This is a genomic window from Agromyces cerinus subsp. cerinus, assembly GCF_900142065.1.
GTDB classification, from domain to species: domain Bacteria; phylum Actinomycetota; class Actinomycetes; order Actinomycetales; family Microbacteriaceae; genus Agromyces; species Agromyces cerinus.
In genome coordinates, this window is the sequence record NZ_FSRJ01000001.1 from 280,826 (window position 1) to 298,562 (window position 17,737).

General features: G+C 67.3%; 15 protein-coding genes. 8 read left to right on the forward strand and 7 right to left on the reverse strand.

Annotated elements, in window-relative coordinates; all coding sequences use genetic code 11:
* Nucleotides 1–2: 2 nt before the first annotated feature.
* The 3 genes from BUR99_RS01220 to rfbA are packed head-to-tail and all read right to left on the reverse strand — an operon-like array spanning nt 3 to nt 3,285.
* Nucleotides 3–1,418 carry a sugar nucleotide-binding protein gene (locus tag BUR99_RS01220; RefSeq protein ID WP_074258567.1) on the reverse strand — a complete coding sequence of 472 codons (1,416 nt, stop codon included), beginning with the start codon at nt 1,416–1,418 and terminating at the stop codon, nt 3–5.
* Nucleotides 1,418–2,416 (reverse strand): dTDP-glucose 4,6-dehydratase, encoded by a 999-nt coding sequence (gene rfbB, locus BUR99_RS01225; RefSeq protein ID WP_074258568.1) that lies wholly within the window; start codon nt 2,414–2,416, stop codon nt 1,418–1,420. Before rfbB ends, BUR99_RS01220 begins: the two co-directional genes overlap by 1 nt.
* Nucleotides 2,413–3,285, reverse strand: a complete 873-nt coding sequence (gene rfbA, locus BUR99_RS01230; RefSeq protein ID WP_074258569.1) for a glucose-1-phosphate thymidylyltransferase RfbA — start codon at nt 3,283–3,285, stop codon at nt 2,413–2,415. The genes rfbB and rfbA overlap by 4 nt, the downstream gene beginning before the upstream one ends.
* Nucleotides 3,286–3,369: 84 nt before the next feature.
* Here rfbA and BUR99_RS01235 point away from each other — a divergent pair, with 84 nt between their 5' ends.
* The 5 genes from BUR99_RS01235 to BUR99_RS01255 all read left to right on the forward strand — a co-directional run bounded on the left by BUR99_RS01235 (nt 3,370) and on the right by BUR99_RS01255 (nt 9,783).
* A complete protein-coding gene (locus tag BUR99_RS01235) occupies nt 3,370–5,223 on the forward strand; it encodes a hypothetical protein (protein ID WP_143231324.1) in 1,854 nt (617 codons plus the stop codon).
* A 108-nt stretch (nt 5,224–5,331) separates the two neighbouring features.
* Nucleotides 5,332–6,573, forward strand: a complete 1,242-nt coding sequence (locus BUR99_RS01240; RefSeq protein ID WP_074258571.1) for a hypothetical protein — start codon at nt 5,332–5,334, stop codon at nt 6,571–6,573.
* Between the two features lie 55 nt (nt 6,574–6,628).
* The gene (gene gmd, locus BUR99_RS01245) at nt 6,629–7,657 is read left to right on the forward strand and encodes a GDP-mannose 4,6-dehydratase (protein ID WP_200802645.1); all 1,029 of its coding nucleotides are present in this window, start codon (nt 6,629–6,631) and stop codon (nt 7,655–7,657) included.
* A 6-nt stretch (nt 7,658–7,663) separates the two neighbouring features.
* Entirely contained in the window at nt 7,664–8,602 is a 939-nt protein-coding gene (locus BUR99_RS01250) for an NAD-dependent epimerase/dehydratase family protein (RefSeq protein WP_074258572.1), read from the forward strand.
* Entirely contained in the window at nt 8,599–9,783 is a 1,185-nt protein-coding gene (locus BUR99_RS01255) for a DegT/DnrJ/EryC1/StrS family aminotransferase (RefSeq protein ID WP_074258573.1), read from the forward strand. The genes BUR99_RS01250 and BUR99_RS01255 overlap by 4 nt, the downstream gene beginning before the upstream one ends.
* Before the next feature lie 83 nt (nt 9,784–9,866).
* Here BUR99_RS01255 and BUR99_RS19760 read toward each other — a convergent pair whose 3' ends face one another.
* Complete coding sequence (locus tag BUR99_RS19760; RefSeq protein WP_159440931.1) at nt 9,867–11,225, reverse strand: glycosyltransferase family 4 protein; 1,359 nt, start codon at nt 11,223–11,225, stop codon at nt 9,867–9,869.
* Here BUR99_RS19760 and BUR99_RS01265 point away from each other — a divergent pair.
* Both BUR99_RS01265 and BUR99_RS01270 read left to right on the forward strand, forming a co-directional pair.
* Nucleotides 11,224–12,363: an NAD-dependent epimerase/dehydratase family protein gene (locus BUR99_RS01265; protein WP_074259399.1), complete on the forward strand. Its 1,140-nt coding sequence runs from the start codon at nt 11,224–11,226 to the stop codon at nt 12,361–12,363. The two genes, BUR99_RS19760 and BUR99_RS01265, sit on opposite strands and share 2 nt — an antisense overlap.
* Entirely contained in the window at nt 12,360–13,448 is a 1,089-nt protein-coding gene (locus tag BUR99_RS01270; RefSeq protein WP_159440932.1) for an acyltransferase family protein, read from the forward strand. The genes BUR99_RS01265 and BUR99_RS01270 overlap by 4 nt, the downstream gene beginning before the upstream one ends.
* Nucleotides 13,449–13,679: 231 nt before the next feature.
* On the opposite strand, the gene BUR99_RS01275 is transcribed toward BUR99_RS01270, so the two are convergent.
* Both BUR99_RS01275 and BUR99_RS01280 read right to left on the reverse strand, forming a co-directional pair.
* The gene (locus BUR99_RS01275) at nt 13,680–14,081 is read right to left on the reverse strand and encodes a DUF2304 domain-containing protein (RefSeq protein WP_074258575.1); all 402 of its coding nucleotides are present in this window, start codon (nt 14,079–14,081) and stop codon (nt 13,680–13,682) included.
* Nucleotides 14,078–14,809 carry a glycosyltransferase family 2 protein gene (locus tag BUR99_RS01280; protein WP_074259401.1) on the reverse strand — a complete coding sequence of 244 codons (732 nt, stop codon included), beginning with the start codon at nt 14,807–14,809 and terminating at the stop codon, nt 14,078–14,080. The genes BUR99_RS01275 and BUR99_RS01280 overlap by 4 nt, the downstream gene beginning before the upstream one ends.
* A gap of 118 nt (nt 14,810–14,927) precedes the next feature.
* Between BUR99_RS01280 and BUR99_RS01285 the strand changes: the two genes are divergently transcribed.
* A complete protein-coding gene (locus BUR99_RS01285; RefSeq protein WP_074258576.1) occupies nt 14,928–15,824 on the forward strand; it encodes a glycosyltransferase family 2 protein in 897 nt (298 codons plus the stop codon).
* Nucleotides 15,825–15,827: 3 nt separating this feature from the next.
* Here BUR99_RS01285 and BUR99_RS01290 read toward each other — a convergent pair whose 3' ends face one another.
* Nucleotides 15,828–17,729, reverse strand: coding sequence for a glycosyltransferase (locus BUR99_RS01290; protein WP_084183508.1), 1,902 nt, complete (start codon nt 17,727–17,729; stop codon nt 15,828–15,830).
* Nucleotides 17,730–17,737: the final 8 nt, after the last annotated feature.

Genomic DNA, 17,737 nt, shown 5'->3' on the forward strand with positions numbered 1-17,737 from the left:
CGCTACTGCTCCGCGGTCAGATAGTTCGTCAGTGAGTCCACCATCGGCGTGGTCGTGAAACCCGTGTCCTCGAGCTTCGCGAGCTCGAGGACGCTGTTTCGAGGTCTCGGAGCGACCAGAGCCGTCGTGTCGCGGAAGTAGTCGTCGGTCGACACCGACGAGACGCGCGCAGGATCGTGGCCCGTGAGCGAGAAGACTCGTCGGGCGATATCCGCCCACGACATCGGTTCGCCGGAACCCGAGAGGTTGTACACGCCGTACGCGGGCCGGGTCTCGAGGAGATGGCGGATGCCTCGGGCGAGGTCGTCGGTGAACGTGAGCCGGCCGATCTGATCGGAGACGACCTTCGGGTCGATGCCGCGGTCGGCGAGCGATGCCATCGTCGAGACGAAGTTCTTGCCCTCGCCGATGACCCACGACGTGCGGACGACGTAGTGGCCCGGCACTGTCGAGACGATCGCGTCGCCGGCGGCCTTCGTCTGCCCGTAGACGCCGAGCGGGGAGAACGGGTCGCTCTCGCGATAGGGGCGCTCGAGTGTGCCGTCGAACACGTAGTCGCTCGAGACGTGCACGAGCGTGATTCGGTGAGCGGTTGCGACACGCGCAAGCGCCGCGACGCCCGCCACGTTGGCGGCCCATGCGTCGCGTCGCCCTTCGGGGGTCTCTGCGAGGTCGACGGCGGTGTAGGCGGCAGCGTTGACGATGGCGGCGTAGTCGCCCCACCGGCGTGCGCCGTCGAGTTCCGGCGACGTGAGATCGAGCTCGGCTCGTCCGGCGAACTCGACGCGGTCGGACCCGCCGAACTCGGCGCGCAACGCCGTGCCGAGCTGGCCACCTGCGCCGACGACGAGGATCTTCTTCGGCGGCACCGGCGTCACCTCCGCCAGACGGGGGTGTGCGAGATCCTTCTCCGACACCTCCGCGTCCGAGAGCGCGATGGGCCAGGGCACGTCGGCGGTCTCGTCGGCGAGATTGAGGAAGGTGTACTGCGCGTCGGGCGACCAGTGGTCGTTGACGAGGTAGGTGTACGCGGTGTCGGGTTCGAGCGTCTGGTAGGCGTTGCCGACGCCCCGCGGAACGAAGATCGCGCGAGACGGATCGAGCTCGGTCGTGAAGACGGCACCGAACGTCGGCCCCTCGCGCAGGTCGACCCACGCGCCGAAGATGCGTCCGGTGGCGATCGAGACCCACTTGTCCCACGGCTCGGCGTGGATGCCGCGAGTCGTGCCGACGGCGTCGTTGAACGAGATGTTGTTCTGCACCGGGCCGAAGTCCTCGAGCCCGAGTGCGGTCATCTTCGCGCGCTGCCAGTTCTCTTTGAACCAACCGCGGTTGTCCCCGTGCACCGGGAGTTCCCAGACGACGAGACCGGGAATCGGCGTCTCGATGGTGCGGAGCTGCTTGCCGAACTCTGCCACTACTGTCCCTTCGAGGCGTAGAACGCCTCGGTCGCATCCTTGGCCGGGGTCCACCACGCTTCGTTCGCGCGGTACCACTCGATCGTGGCGGCGAGCCCGGCGTCGAAGTCGCTGTACCTCGGCTGCCATCCGAGCTCGGCGCGGAGCTTCGAGGAGTCGATCGCGTAGCGGAGGTCGTGGCCCGCACGATCGGTCACGTGATCGTAGGCGTCGCGCGGCTGCCCCATGAGCTCGAGGATCTGTTCGACGACCTGCTTGTTGTTGCGCTCGCCGTCGGCGCCGATGAGGTACGTCTCACCGATCGCGCCGCGCTCGAGGATGGTGAGCACGGCCGACGAGTGGTCGTCGGCGTGGATCCAGTCGCGCACGTTCTCACCTGCGCCGTAGAGCTTCGGGCGGATGCCGCGGACGACGTTGGTGATCTGTCGCGGGATGAACTTCTCCACGTGCTGGTACGGCCCGTAGTTGTTGGAGCAGTTCGAGATCGTGGCCTGCACCCCGAACGAACGCACCCAGGCGCGCACGAGCAGGTCGCTGCCCGCCTTCGTCGACGAGTACGGCGACGACGGGTTGTACGGCGTGGACTCGGTGAACCGTGCGGGGTCGTCGAGCTCGAGGTCGCCGTACACCTCATCGGTGGAGATGTGGTGGTACCGAGTACCGTGCCGACGAGCCGCTTCGAGCAACGTGTACGTGCCGACGATGTTGGTGTCGAGGAAGGGCTTCGGGTCGTGCAGCGAGTTGTCGTTGTGGGACTCGGCCGCGTAGTGGACGACGGCATCCGCCTGGGCGACGAGTTCGTCGACCACGGCGACATCCGTGATGTCGCCGTGCACGAAGGAGAGCCGGTCGGCCGGGATGCCGTCGAGCGACGCGCGGTTTCCCGCGTAGGTCAGCTTGTCGAGCACCGTCACGTCGTGATCGGTGTGGTCGATGACGTGGTGGACGAAGTTGGAACCGATGAAACCGGCGCCTCCCGTCACGAGCAGGCGGGTCATGCGTGGCCTCTTTCCAGGGTGTCGAGCAGGTAGGTGCCGTAGCCCGATTTCACGAGCTTCTCGGCGCGTTCGCGGAGGCCGTCGTCGCTGAGGAAGCCCTGCCGCCACGCGACCTCTTCGGGGACGCCGATGGAGAGGCCCGTGCGGCGCTGCATGGTGCGGACGTACTCCGCGGCGTCGGTCATCTGGTCGAAGGTGCCGGTGTCGAGCCATGCCGTGCCGCGGGGGAGGACCTCGACCTGGAGCTTCTCCCGCTCGAGGTAGGCGCGGTTGATGTCGGTGATCTCGTACTCGCCACGCGGACTCGGCTTCAGACCGCGAGCGATCTCGATGACGCTGTTGTCGTAGAAGTAGAGCCCGGGGACGGCGTAGTTGCTGCGCGGTGCGACGGGCTTCTCCTCGAGCGAGATCGCTCGTCCCTCGGCATCGAACTCCACGACGCCGTACGCCTGCGGATCGGCCACCCAGTACGCGAAGACCGCACCGCCATCGACGTCGGTGTAGCGCTTGAGCTGGGTGCCGAGGCTCGGGCCGTAGAGCAGGTTGTCACCGAGGACGAGCGCGACCTTGTCGTCGCCGATGAAGTCGGCGCCGATCGTGAACGCCTGGGCGAGTCCGTCGGGCGACGGCTGCTGGGCGAACGTCAGCGAGATGCCGAACTGCGACCCGTCGCCGAGGAGCCGTTCGAAGAACGGCGCGTCGTGCGGAGTCGTGATCACGAGGATCTCGCTGATGCCGGCCAACATGAGCGTCGACAGTGGGTAGTACACCATCGGCTTGTCGTACACGGGAATGAGCTGTTTCGAGACCCCGAGCGTAATCGGGTGGAGCCGGGTGCCTGAGCCGCCCGCGAGAATGATGCCCTTCACAATCGTCTATCCTGCCATGTAGCCAAACGTTGCCCCTGCCCATGCTGTCTCTCCGCAGATCCGCGGAGCTTGGAGGATTCGGAGTTGTCCTCATACGCAACGGCGCCGTCGAGGCGGACTCTCGCGGTGGCGGTGGTCGTCGCGGTCCTCGTCCTCACTGCGCTCGCGGTGTCGCTCGGGGCCCCGTTCTGGCTCGCAATCGTGGTCTGCACAGCCGCCTGGGTGTTCGCCCTCGCACCGAACAGCGGACTTCCCGTGGCGGCAGCGGCAGGAGCGCTTGCGAGTCTCGGCGCCGTGCTCGCCGCCTTGGTGGTGAGCTGGCTGCTTCCCGTGGTTCCCGCCCTCGTCACCTTGGTGATCGCCCAGGCGCTGGCAGGCGCCCTCCCGCTCCTCTCTCGACGTACCCCGCGCGCTGGATTCGCGTGGAAGCGGGAACTCTCGGGCATGGCGGTGGCGGCGACCGGCGCGTTCGTCTGGCTCGCCGTTCTCCTGGTCGCGAACCTCACCGGTGGCAGCGGGATGTCGTGGGCGCTGGCGGGCGACGCCGCGAACGTCACATTGTTCGCTCGCGCGCTCATCGACGCCAACGGCGTGGCGCTGAGCGTCGGGAGCGACCCGGTGCCGCTGACCGCGGCGCTCGTCTCATCGTTCATCCTCCCGGGACGGACCCTCGCCGCACCCACGGCGGCAGGCGACATCTCGGGCCTGGTCCAGATGTGGTCGTTCACCATCGCGGCGTGCGCCGTCGCGAGCGGCCTGCTCGTGCGCCAGTTGCAGCGGGCGGACACCCCGCTCGGTCGCGTCGGGGCGGCTCTGGTGTCTTTGCTGCCGTTGTCGTGGTTCGCTCTCGCGCCGTCGGTCGAGCGGGGCTTCATCAATGTGCATCTCATCCTGCTCCTGCTGTTGTGTTGCGCGATTCTCGTGCTCGGTTCGGGCAGGAATCCGGTGCTCTCCGCGATCGGTCTCGCGCTCGGGGCGACGCTCGTGCTCGCCACCTGGAGCCCGCTCGTCCTGATCCCCGGCCTGATGCTGCTTCTGGTGCTCGTTCGAGAGCGCAGAATCCTGCTCGGCTCGGGCCGGCTGCGTGTCGTCGCGGTCTGCGGCTCGCTCGCGGTCATGCTGGGATTCGCCATTGTTCTCCCGTTGCGCAGTCTGCTTTCCTTCGGCTCGGTCCTCGCCGACGCGTCGGGCGGGTCGTTCACGTTCGAGCACTGGCTGTTCATCGCCATCGCAGTGTGCTGGAGCGCAGCCGCCGTGGCTCACGGGGTGCTCGCGGGTTGGCGCGCCGTGTGGTCGCTCGCTCCAGTGCCGATCGGCGGTGCGATCGGTCTGGCCGCCCTCATGTGGCTCCGGCGGGACGCCGAGACGTTCTGGGGCTATTACACGTTGAAGATCCTGTGGTTGGTCGCCGTCATCCTCCTGATCACGGCGATCGCGCTGGCCCTGACAGCTTCGGTACGGCTGCTCCCGTTCCTCCTCGTGGCGTCCGGGGCGGTCGCGGTCACGGTCCTCAGTAGGGCTGCGTGGGTTCCAGGGGCCGACGTCTATTCGGAACAGGCGGATTCGCCGCTGGTGCGCATCGCCACCGGAACGTATTCAGGCGCCGGAGGCGACGAGCTGGCACAGCACATCATGAAGTACGCGGACGCCGACCCGCTCGTGCTTCCGTGGAAGACCGGCCACCCCGACGAAGCCCGCACGATCTTCTGGGCGATCCAGCTCGCATCGCCGGGGGCGACCGACTACGACCTTCGGATCTTCGCGTACCAGCGCGACCTCGATTCCGTCGACGATCTCTGCCGTATCCGGGAACTCATGCACCCCCCGGTCACGGTGGTCACCGCCGATGAGGCGATCCGGGATGCCGCCGTCGCGACGTGCCCCGATGCGGGCGAGGTCGTGCTCGAGGGGCCCGGCGGCTCGGGCGCCGGGCGATAGGCTTGCCGAACTGCGGGCGGTGCCCCGGGCGGGAGGATCCCCGCCTGCATCGCGCACGACCCGCGCATCAGTCATCCGAACCGTTCGAGGGGTCCACAGTGCATCACGATGACGTCTCCGACTGAGGGGCGCTCGCGCGGGCTCGTCTACATCCTGGCGGCCACCGCGATCGCGGGCGGGTTCGGCTACCTCATCCAACTCGCGGCGCCGGCGTTCCTCGGCGACGCCGAGACGTACCTCGCGTTCACGGTGTTCTGGTCGACGCTCTATCTCTTCATCGCGGCGGTCGGAGGTGTGCAGCAGGAGGTGACTCGTGCGACGCAGCCCACCGACGTGCCGCCGCAGAGTACGACGCTCCGTGACTTCACCCTCCTCGCCTCGGCTGCCCTGGTCGTGGTCGCGATCGTCGTCGGGCTGCTCCTGAGCCAAGTGGCCTTCGCCGCCGCGCCCGTTGCGATGACGGTCTCCTTCGCCATCGGGCTGATCGGATACCTCCTCACCGCGTCACTGGCCGGAGTCTTCTACGGGCTGTCTCTGTGGCGTCCCATCGCCATCCTCACCGTCGTCGACGCGACGTTGCGCGGGGTGGCCGTCGGGCTGGGGTTGCTGTTCGGGGCTGAGCCGGGCCTGCTCGCCTTCCTCGTCGCAGCGCCCTTCGGCCTCGCCTTCGCCATCGTCTGGATCGGCTATCGCGCGGCAGTGGTCGGCCGGTTCCGCCTCGACGTGCCGGCCCGTCGCCTGAGCCTGAACACCCTCGGAACGGTCACCGCCGCCGCTGCGACCGGAATCATGGTGACCGGACTGCCGCTGCTCCTGCGCTCGCTGATCCCGACGTTCCCCGCCGAGACGCTCGCGGGACTCGTGCTGGTGATCACGGTCACCCGAGCGCCGCTGATCATCCCGCTCATGGCGCTGCAGAGCTTCCTCATCGTCGACTTCCGTGATGCAGGGCGACGAGTGTGGCCTCGGTTGGTCCGATACGGCGCTCTCACCGCGCTGGTCACCGCCGTGCTCGCCGTCGGCGCCTGGCTGTGGGGGCCGTGGGTCGTCGACATCCTCTCCGGGGGGCGGTACGACGTCGATCCGGGCGTCGCTGCTGCCGTGATGGCGAGCGCCGGCCTCGTGGCGCTCCTCTGCCTGACCGGCCCTGCGCTCCTGAGCGAGGGGCGACACGTGCCGTATCTGGCCGGATGGGTCGCAGCGGCATCCGTCACGGTCGGTGCGTTGCTCGTGCCGATCGACCCGGTGGCCCGGACGATCATCGCCCTGATCGCCGCGCCGATCGTCGGTCTCGTGATCCATTCGCTCGGCGTCAGGCCGCGTGAAGTCGTCTCGCATCCAGTCAGCTAGACTCAGACGATGCCCGCGGGCACCTCGCTTTGCTCTACGTCCAGGAGACTTTCACATGACCACTCCCGCCCCGATCAAGCGCGCGCTCATCACCGGTATCACCGGTCAGGACGGCAGCTACCTCGCTGAACTCCTCCTCTCGAAGGGGTACGAGGTCCACGGACTCATCCGTCGCTCGTCGTCGTTCAACACCGCGCGGATCGATCACATCTACCAGCCTGCGCAGGCCGACGACCACCGTCTGTTCCTGCACTTCGCAGACCTCTCCGACGGCTCGCGCCTCGTGACCCTCCTCAACGAGATCCAGCCGCACGAGGTCTACAACCTCGCTGCGCAGTCGCACGTGCGCGTCTCGTTCGACGAGCCGGAGTACACCGGAGACGTCACGGGCCTCGGCACCATCCGCCTCCTCGAGGCCATCCGCGCAGCGCACATCGACTGCCGCTTCTACCAGGCGTCGAGTTCCGAGATGTTCGGTGCCACGCCGCCGCCGCAGAACGAGGAGACCCCGTTCTACCCGCGCTCGCCCTACGGCGTCGCGAAGGTGTACTCCTACTGGATCACGCGCAACTACCGCGAGGCATACGGACTGTTCGCGGTGAACGGCATCCTCTTCAACCACGAGTCGCCGCGCCGTGGTGGCACGTTCGTGACGCGGAAGATCACGCGCGCCGTCGCCCGTATCAAGGCCGGTCTCCAGTCCGAGCTCTACCTCGGAAACCTCGACGCCGTTCGCGACTGGGGCTACGCGCCGGAGTACGTCGAGGGCATGTGGCGGATGCTGCAGCACGACGAGCCCACCGACTACGTCCTGGCGACGAACACCGCCTACACGGTGCGCGACTTCCTGCAGTTCTCGTTCGAGCACGCGGGCCTCGACTGGGAGAAGTACGTCCGATTCGACGACCGTTACCTGCGCCCGACCGAGGTCGACGCGCTCGTCGGCGACTTCGGCCGCGCCCAGAGCCTGCTCGGCTGGGAGCCGAAGGTGCTCACCCCTCGTCTCGCTCAGATCATGGTCGACGCCGATGTGGCGGCACTCGACGTCGAGGGTCGCCACTACGTCGACCAGGTGCAGAGCTGACGCCGCGTGCGCGTTCTGCTCACGGGCGGGGGAGGGATGCTCGCGACGAGCATCGCCGACGCGTGGTCGACGCAGCGTCCCGATGACGAGTTGGTCGTCGTGTCCCGCCGAGACGTCGATCTCACGGACGCGGCGGCAACCCGGCGCGTGATCGGCGACGCTCGCCCCGAGCTCGTCATCCACACCGCGGCATCCGTCGGTGGGATCGCCGACAAGACTGCCCGCCCGCTGCCGTACCTGCTGAACAACGTCATCATCGACGCCTCGGTGATCGAGGCGGTCGTCGCGGCCGACGTCCCCCGCTACCTGTACACGGCGAGTGCCGCAGCGTATCCGGCGGACGCCGTCAACCCGATCTCCGAGTCGGCGCTGTTCGGGGGTCCGCTGGAGCAGGCGAACGAAGGCTACGGTCTCGCGAAGCTCACCGGGATCACCGCCGTCCGGTACGCCGCGCGGCAGACCGGGCGCGCCTATCGCTCGATCCTTCCGTCGAACCTGTACGGGCCGGGCGATTCGTTCGACCCCACGCGCTCGCACCTGATCGCGTCGACGCTGCTCAAGACGCATGCGGCCCGTGAAGCGGGCAGCGATCACGTCGAGGTGTGGGGCGACGGCACGGCCCGACGCGAGTTCACCTTCGCTCCCGACATCGCACGCTGGATCGCGGCGAGCATCGACTCCATCGCGGAGTGGCCCGACATCATGAACGTCGGCGCCGGCACCGATCACAGCATCCGCGAGTACTACGAGCTCGCCGCTGACGTCGTCGGGTTCGGGGGCGAGCTGAAGTTCGACCCCGAGAAGCCGAGCGGGGTGCCGCGACGACTCATCGACTCGAGCCGCGCGCGCGCCCACGGATGGGCCCCCCAGACCGCGATCCGCGACGGAATGGCCGAGTGCTACCGCGCCTTCCTCACCCGTTCCCCGATTGGAGATCCTCGATGACCCCGACGCCCGCCTACCCGCTTGCGACGACGACCTGGGACGACGGGGAGTACGCCGCGCTCCAGCGCGTCATCGAGAGCGGTCGATTCACGATGGGCCCGCTGGTCAAGCAGTTCGAGGCCGAGTTCGCCGCCCACTTCGGTGCGAAGTTCGGCGTCATGGTCAACTCCGGGAGCTCGGCCAACCTCATCGCGATCGCAGCCGCGGTGCTCGACCCGAGGATCGACCTGCAGCGTGGTGACGAGGTGCTCGTCCCCGCGGTGTCCTGGCCCACGACCTACTATCCGCTGTCCCAGTACGGGCTCCGTCCGAAGTTCGTCGACATCGACCTCGACACGCTGAACATCGACCTCGACCTCCTCGAAGCGTCCATCGGCCCGCGCACCAAGGGCATCTTCGCCGTCAACCTGCTCGGCAACCCGAACGACTTCACTCGCCTGCGGAGCATCGCCGACACGCATGGACTCGTCCTCCTCGAGGACAACTGCGAGTCGCTCGGCGCCGTGTCCGACGGCATCAACGCGGGCACCGCGGGCCTCGCAGGCACGTTCAGCTCCTTCTTCTCGCACCACATCTCGACGATGGAGGGCGGCGTCATCGTGACCGACGACGAGCAGCTCTACCAGGAGATGATCTCGTTGCGTTCGCACGGCTGGACTCGCGACCTTCCGGTCGAGAACCACGTGCACGACAAGACGGGCAATGCGTGGGACGACCTGTTCCGCTTCGTACTGCCCGGCTACAACGTGCGCCCGCTCGAGATGTCGGGCGCGCTGGGCCTCGAGCAGTTGAAGAAGGTTCCGGCACTCGTCGAGGGGCGTCGTGAGAACGCGGCGTACTTCGCCGAACGGTTCGCGGGCATCGAAGAGGTGCGCACGCAGCGCGAGACCGGGCAGAGCAGCTGGTTCGGCTTCTCGATGGTGCTCGAGGGCGGGCTGGCCGGTCGCCGGGCCGAGGTCGTCCGGGCATTCGAGCAGGCCGGAATCGAATCACGTCCGATCGTCGCGGGCAACTTCGCACGGAACCCCGTGGTCGCCCACCTCGACGCGGTGATCCCCGACGCTCTGCCGGCCGCCGACAAGGTCGACGTCGATGGGCTGTTCGTGGGCAACCACCACTACCCTGTTCGCGAAGGCATCGACCTCGTGGCCGAGACGATCGAGCGCGTCGCGGTCAGCTGAGTCATCGAGTACGGAAACGGCCATCTCACGAGGACTGAGATGGCCGTTTCCGTTTCGTCACGTGGTGGCGTTCGCCACCCGGGTCAACGCCGTTGGCCGGCCGCCAGCGCCTTCTCGAAGCTCTCGAGCGTGCCGCGAGCGGTGCGCTCCCAGGAGAACATCCGCGCGCGCTCTCGACCGCGTTCGGAAAGCCCTGCGAGCAGGTCTGGGCGAGTGGCCGCGGTGCGCATCGCCGCGGCGATGGAGTCGAGGTCGGTCGGATCGATGAAGAGCGCGGCATCGCCCACGACTTCACGATAGACGGGGATGTCGCTGATCATGACGGGCAGCCCCGCCATCATGGCTTCGAGCGCAGGCAGCGAGAATCCGTCCGCGAAGGAGGGCATCGCGAGGATGGTGGCCCGGGAGTAGAGGTCCCGCATCTCGTCGTCGTCGACCCATGACTTGAGTTCCACCCAGTCCTGCATGCCGGTCTCGTCGACGACCGCCTTCAGCGGATCGTCGCCGTGGCTGCCGGTGACGACGAGATGCGGGCGCTCCTCGACCGGAATCAGCGGCAATGCGCGGATCAGCGACGGCCAGTTCTTGTGCGGGCGGCGGTTGCCCGTCGCGAGCACCATCGGATGAGGCTGCGAGGCGAGACTGCGGTCGGCACCGGGTACCTTGGTGCCCGCGAGGGGGACGAGGTCGACTCGATCTTCGGGGACACCCAGATACCGGAAGATCGCCTGGCGCGACTCCTCGCTGATCGTGAGGATGCGAGCCGCGTTCCGCGACGCGACCTTCTCCATCCATTTGACCGGTTCGGTGTACAGCGGCGTCGACATGTACTCGGGGTGGCTCCAGTAGAGCATGTCGTGCATCGTCATGACCGTCGGCACCGTCGTCTTCATCGGCCCGAGCGTGGCCGGGCAGTGCACGAGGTCGACCTGATGGGCGCGCGCGGCCCGCGACACCTCGAACAGCTCACCACGGGCCCACGCGAAGCGATTTTCGCCGCTGATACCCGAGTCCACCGTCTCGCCGGGGAACCAGGACCGATCGAGCTGATAGCCCTCGCGGCTCATGAAGCCGATGAACTCCCACTCCGGCGCGATCAGGGGGAGCTGACGGTACAGCTCCCGGGCATAGATCTCCATGCCCCCTTTGGTGCCTGTGTAGGACAGAAGATCGACGAGGACGCGAGGCATAGTGAGCCAACCTATCACGCGGCTCGTCTGTCGAGGATCGTGCGCGACCACTCCGGCGGAGGGGTGGGCCGGCCATCCGGAGAATCGGGTGCAGGTCGTCGTCGCACAGCCGCTGTGCCGTGCTTGCCGGGGGTCGATCGGACCTCCGGCTAGAATGTCGGGAGTCCATCCCACTTCCTCGTGCCGCAGTGTCGAGCGCGTGGACGGATGGTCCGTCCACCCGATCCCGAGTCTCCGGAGCACCGACAGCATGCAAGGCAACGTTCTGATCACCGGCGGCGCCGGATTCATCGGCAGTCGCCTCGGTCGGCGGTTCGCCGACGAGGGGTATCGCGTCACGGTGCTCGACAGCCTGATCCCGCAGGTGCACGGCGAAGACCCGGAGACGACGTCGCCCCTGCTGGCGACGGTCCGCGAGTTCGCGACCGTCATCAAGGGAACCGTGACCTCCGCCGCTGACATCGCGGCTGCCGTGGAGGGTCAGAACATCATCGTCCACCTCGCCGCCGAGACCGGCACCGGGCAGTCGATGTACGAGATCGATCGATATGTCGAGGCGAACGTCGGAGGCACGGCGAAGCTGCTCGATGCGCTTGCGAACGGCGAGCACCAGGTGGAACGCATCGTCGTGGCGTCGTCACGATCGATCTACGGCGAAGGCGCGTACCGCACTCCGGCGGGCGACCTCGTCTACCCGCCGCATCGTGATGACGCAGCGATGGCCGCCGGTGATTTCGCGGTGCATCAGCCCGGCGTCGAGGGGCCGCTCGAGTTGGTGGCGACCAGCGAGACCGCGACGATCCATCCGTCATCCGTGTACGGGATCACCAAGCACGTACAGGAGTCGCTGGTGATGACCGTCGCTCCGACGATCGGCGTCGAACCGGTGGCGTTGCGCTACCAGAACGTCTATGGACCGGGCCAGTCGTTGAAGAACCCGTATACGGGCATCCTCTCGATCTTCTCGACGCTCATTCGGCAGGGCAAGCCGATCAACATCTTCGAAGACGGTCTCGAGAGCCGCGACTTCGTGTACATCGACGATGTCGTGAACGCCACCTACCTGGCCGCCACCGTGCCCGGTGCCGCATCCCAGATCATCAACGTCGGCAGCGGCGTGGCGACGACGGTCTCCGACGTGGTTGCCGCGCTCTTCAGCGCATTCGGCCGCGAGGTCCCGACCACGGTGTCGGGCAACTACCGCCTCGGCGACATCCGGCACAACTTCGCCGACACGAGCCGTGCGGCCGAGATGCTCGGCGTCTCGGCGACCGTCGACTTCGACGAGGGCGTGCGGCGGTTCGTGGACTGGGTGCTCACGGAGCCGGTCGAGGGCGACAACTATCAGAAGTCGCTCGACGAGATGGCCTCGAGGAACCTGCTGAAGTGACCATTCCCCAGCTCCTCACCGGGGGTCCATTCCCGGCGCGAGCGAACAGCCTCAACCTGTTCCGGTTGCTTCTGGCTGGTCTCGTGCTCTTCGCGCACGCGTGGTACACGGCCGGCGAGGGCGTCGGTCCCACGATTCAGGGAGAGAACCTCGGTGGTTGGGCGGTCGCCGGCTTCTTCGTCATCAGTGGTTTCCTGATCACGACCAGCCGCTTCACGAACTCCGCCGGCGACTTCCTCGTGCACCGCATCGCGCGAATCTTTCCGGCCTTCATCGTGTGCCTCGTGGTGATGGCGTTCGTGTTCGCGCCGATCGCCGCGATCGTCGAACGCGGCACGCTCGCCGGCTTCCTCACGACGCCGACCACGCCGTTGGAGTTCATCTGGGGCAACTCGGGTCTGAAGATGCGTCACTACGACATCTCGGGCACACTCACGACCGTTCCGTACCCGTCCGCCTGGAACGGTTCGCTCTGGACGCTCTACTACGAGTTCCTCTGCTACCTGATCATCTGGCTGCTGGGCTCGCTCGCGATCGTGCGGCGATCGCCCGTGGTCGTGGCGGCCGTCTTCGTGCTGAGCGTCATCATCCACGCGAACATCGACTTCGCCCGCCGTCTCGGCCTCAATGAGGACTTCGTGCTGTTGATGCGACTGCTCCCGTACTTCATGGGCGGGGCGCTCGTCTACTACGTCATCGCCCGATTCGGGCTCAGTCCGTTCGTCGGCATCGCCTCGCTCGTCGTCGCCGCCGGTCTCATCGCGACGATCCCCGGCTGGGGCGGTCAACTGTCGGCCCCGTTCATGGCCTACGGACTCCTCTACCTGTCCACGGTCGTTCCGCAGCCGCGGTTCATCGCCAAGAACGACGTGTCCTACGGTTTCTACATCTATGCCTGGCCGATGCAGCAGCTCCTGATGCTTCCGGTCCTCTCCCAGTACGGCATGGCCGTGTACATCGGGGTCACGGCGGTGCTCACCGCAGTCCTCGCCTATCTCAGCTGGATCCTCATCGAGCGTCCGGTGATGCGACTGGCGAAGGGCAAGCCCCGGCCGGTGCGGTCGAAGGCCGTCGCGTCGGTCTGAGCGCCTTGGCGTGAGCGGCGGCACGCCGGACGCCACCGGAGCCGCTCAGGCGCCCTCTGCGGTTGACGCGGGCGCGCGAGTGCTGTTCGGCGCGGGCGCGCGAGGTGCTGTTCGGCGCGGGTCGCCGGGATGTTTGGCGTGGCATCGCCCGGGATTGTCGTCCGACGATGCTGATCTCCATGCGGCCCCACCGCGAGGGCGGCCGCATGGCGCGGTCGACTGCCGGAGCGGTTACGCCGCTGGGTTCGCAGGCGTTTCGGGCTCTTCTGGCGTCGGCATGCTCAACTGGTCGATCCTGCGGGACAACCGCTCGAGTTCGGCGTTCAAGATCGCGGACTCCTCGGCGACCCGCCGGATCTCATCCTCGGCCTGGGAGATCTCCCACGACAGGTGAAGGCTCACCCCGAGCAGGAGCAGAATCGCGAGCGAGAACAGCAGATTCGACGGCACCTGCACGCCGAGGGCTACGGTGAACCACTCGAGCAATTGCGGGAAGATGCCGAGCACGAGTACCACCAGCCCGATGACGATCCACAGGATGGCGTACTTCTCACGCAGCTTCCGGCTGAGGAGCATGTAGACGACGATGCTCACGAGGATCAGCGCAAGGGCGATGCCGAAGGCGATGATCATGCTGCGCTTCCTCCTGTTGCCTTACGGGGCCGCATGAGGGCGAGCCCGAGGGCGAAAACGGACCTGAGCAGATAGATGGTCGCTCCGATCGGATGTTGGCTCGGCGTGCCGTGCGCTCTCGGTCGCATCGCAACGGGGATCTGGGTCACCGTGAGCCCGGCATGCACGGCCGCCACGAGCGAATCGAGGGTGTCACCCAGGTATTCGGCAGGGTAATACCGCACGTACTGGTCGATGGCACGCCGATTGCCCGCGCGGAATCCCGAGGTGACATCCGTGAGACGGGTGTGGGCGACATTCGTCATGACGCCGGCGAGGAACAGCATCGCCCATTTTCTCGGGCCCTTGACCTCGTAGTCGCCCTTGTCGGCGAATCGCGCGCCGATCGAGATGTCGGCGCTCGAGAGTCCGTCGAGCACACGGACGATCTCGGCGGGGTCGTGCTGGCCGTCGGCGTCGACCTGGATGGCGGCGTCGTAGTCGTGGCGCTGTGCGTAGGTGAACCCGGCGCGCATCGCGCCACCGACCCCGAGGTTGATGGGCAGGGGGATGACCGTGGCGCCGGCGTCACGGGCGACCCGGGCCGTCTTGTCGGTCGAGCCGTCGTCCACGACGACGATGTCGTACTGCGGCGCGCGGCTGCGGATCTCCCGAACCGTATTGCCGACATTCGCCTCTTCGTTCCAAGCCGGGACGATCACCAATACGCGCCCCAGTGATTCATTCATGATGAGTTCGAGCATACCAACCGTGGTCGGCCGGAGAGCGCAGTCCGGCCTGCGTCAGTCTCCCGGCAGGCTCGTCGGCGGGTGCGGAGCATCTCGGCCGTCATGGGACGATGGAACCATGACCCTCGACATCATGATGCCGTTCTATGGTCGAATCGACCACTTCAAGCTCGCGGTCGAGAGTGTGCTCGCCCAGACCGACGACGACTGGCGTCTGACGATCGTGGACGACGTCTACCCCGACCTCAGCGCGGGCGAATGGGCGAAGTCGATCGATGACCCGCGTGTGACCTACATCCGCAACGAGGTCAACCTGCGGCCGAGCCGGAACTACCGCAAGTGCGTCACGCTCATGCAGCATCCGTTCGCGGTGATCATGGGATGCGACGACCTGATGCTGCCCGGGTATGTCGCGCGGGTGCAGGAGCTCACGACGCGCTTCCCCGATGCCGCAGTCATCCAGCCCGGGGTCGAGGTCGTCGATTCCGACGGCGGGGTGCATCGTCCGCTCGCCGATCGCGTGAAGGCGCTGTACGCGCCGCGGGGCACCGGCGTTCGCACGCTCGCCGGTGAAGAGATGGCGCGGAGCCTGCTCCGTGCCAACTGGACCTACTTCCCCTCGCTCGCTTGGAACGTGGCTCGACTGCGTCGTCACGAGTTCCGCCTCGACCTCGACGTGGTGCAGGATCTCGCCATGCTCCTCGAACTCGCGAAGGATGACGGCACCCTGGTCGTCGACGACGAGGTCGTGTTCCGGTATCGTCGCCACGCCGAGAGCGTGTCTGCCGTCACCGCCCCCGACGGCTCCAAGTTCGCCCAGGAACGGGTCGTCTTCGGTGAGGCCGCGCGGGACATGGAGGCACTCGGTTGGCAGCAGGCTGCACGTGCGGCCAAGCTCCACCTGACGTCGCGGCTGCACTCGGCCGCAGACCTCCCGAAGGCCGTGGTGGCGCGCGATGCCGCCGGGTTCCGGAGCCTCGCGCGTCACACCTTCGGTGGTCTCGGCGTCAGCTGAGTCTCAGCGCTCGTCGAGGCCGAGCGACCGCGACCAGGTCTCGGCCGAGGTGATCGAGCCGAGACCGGCTCGATACTGCGTTGCGAGCGTGTGCCACTGTCTGCGCGATCGAAGGTTCAGTCGCAGCGAATCCCGGAGGTACCGCCGGAACAGCTTGGGATCGCGGACGTGCCACGTGACTCCCGAACCCTCGGCGTTGCTGATGAGCACGCTGTCGTGGTTCGGCACCTCGAACCACCGCGCGTCCTGATACGGCAGGTGCGCGGCAGGGCGCACTCCCGCGTCCGCTGCGGGTCGGCTGAAGGCATGGCGCCACGCCGTTCGCAGCGACCAGGTGAGGAGCCGGGGACCGCGGGGTCGGGGGTCGGCGCGTCCGGGTGTCGCCTCGACGGCGCGAGCAGGCAGGAGCGGCAGTCGGCTGGTGTCGCGGATGAGCGTGGATTCGCGGAAGTCCGCCCCGAGCGCGCGCACCCGCGGCAACCGGTCGACCATGTCGGTGTGCAGCTGGGCCGGCCCCTCGAACACGTTGCGCATCGCGGCATGGCGCATCGCGACGGTGTAGTAGTCCATGGTGAAGAGGTTCTTCACATCGAGGGCGAAGTTCTCACGCCACAGCTTCCCGCCGTTGCGCGCCGGCGAGTGGAGCAGCGCCGCGACGAGGCGGTTGCGCGCATGGAAGAAGGCCTGCCAGTCATGGGAGTCGTCCTTGTCGACCCATGAGACGTGCCACACGGCGGCACCGGGAAGGCTCACGGTCGCGTACCCGTGCTCCCTGGCGCGCAGGGAGTACTCCGCGTCATCCCACTTGATGAAGACCGGGATCGACAACCCGATCTCCTTGATGATCGACACGGGGATCAGTGACATCCACCAGCCGTTGTAGTCGACGTCGAAGCGGCGGTGCAGCCACGGCGTCTGACGCAGGTTCGACTCCGCGAGGTCGTGGCGGGAGGGCGTGAGCGAGCCCCAGTCGAACGTCTGGGGCTCGACGCCCTCGGCGAAGGCGTGGAGCTTCGACTTGTCGTACATGTCGAACATGTGCCCGCCGACGATGGTCGGCGATGTGCAGTGATTGGCGAAGACGATGGCGCGTCGCAGGCTCTCCGGTTCGATCTCGACATCGTCGTCGAGCAGGATCACGTAGTCGGAGTCGCCGGCCTCGACGGTCTCGAGCATGCCGCGCGAGAACCCGCCGGAGCCGCCGAGGTTCGCCTGCTCGATGACGCGGAGGCGATCGCCGAGCCGTTCGACGGCGAGCCCGTAGCCGGGGTTCTCGACGATCCGCTCGCTGCCCTGGTCGACGACCTGCACCCGGTCGATGAAGGCCATGGCGTCGTCGTCACCGCCGATCTCGGCGAGGAGCTTCGTGCAGTAGTCGCCGCGGTTGAGCGTCGTGATCGAGACCGTCGCCGTTCCGTCGGCATCCACCGATTCGCCGTCGAGGGCGAGCCAGTCGGCCTGCACGACCGACAACGGGCGATCAGCGGCGATGAGGTCGAACCAGAGCCATCCGCCGTCGAGGTACGAGTTGAAGGGAAGTTCGAACTCCGTCGTCGCCGTTCCGTCGACCTCGACGCCGTCGAGGCGCTGGATCACGCCTCGTGCGTTCGAGCGGAAGACGATGATCCGCCCGGCGCCCTCGGTCTCGATGCGCAGCCGCGTACCCGTGAGCGTCGTCCAACGGGCCCAGTAGCTGGCCGGGAACGCATTGAAGTACGCGGCGAGCGACACCGACTCGAATGCCGGGAGCTCGACGCCGCGTCGCCCCCGGAGCCACGCGAGCCCGCTGTGCGAGGACTTCCTGGTCCCGGTGCCCGACGCGGTGTCGAGGTAGAGAGGAAGGGCCTGCGGGTCTCCGTGCTCGGGGAAGATCACGCGCTGCAGCACGACGGGGTGCGGAGTCATGGAATCCT

Coding starts and splice junctions, on each gene's coding strand:
- rfbB (WP_074258568.1), bottom strand. CDS start 2,416: ATGACCCGCCTGCTCGTGACGGGAGGCGCCGGTTTCATCGGTTCCAAC.
- BUR99_RS01240 (WP_074258571.1), top strand. CDS start 5,332: ATGACGTCTCCGACTGAGGGGCGCTCGCGCGGGCTCGTCTACATCCTG.
- gmd (WP_200802645.1), top strand. CDS start 6,629: ATGACCACTCCCGCCCCGATCAAGCGCGCGCTCATCACCGGTATCACC.
- BUR99_RS01255 (WP_074258573.1), top strand. CDS start 8,599: ATGACCCCGACGCCCGCCTACCCGCTTGCGACGACGACCTGGGACGAC.
- BUR99_RS01265 (WP_074259399.1), top strand. CDS start 11,224: ATGCAAGGCAACGTTCTGATCACCGGCGGCGCCGGATTCATCGGCAGT.
- BUR99_RS19760 (WP_159440931.1), bottom strand. CDS start 11,225: ATGCTGTCGGTGCTCCGGAGACTCGGGATCGGGTGGACGGACCATCCG.
- BUR99_RS01275 (WP_074258575.1), bottom strand. CDS start 14,081: ATGATCATCGCCTTCGGCATCGCCCTTGCGCTGATCCTCGTGAGCATC.
- BUR99_RS01280 (WP_074259401.1), bottom strand. CDS start 14,809: ATGAATGAATCACTGGGGCGCGTATTGGTGATCGTCCCGGCTTGGAAC.
- BUR99_RS01285 (WP_074258576.1), top strand. CDS start 14,928: ATGACCCTCGACATCATGATGCCGTTCTATGGTCGAATCGACCACTTC.
- BUR99_RS01290 (WP_084183508.1), bottom strand. CDS start 17,729: ATGACTCCGCACCCCGTCGTGCTGCAGCGCGTGATCTTCCCCGAGCAC.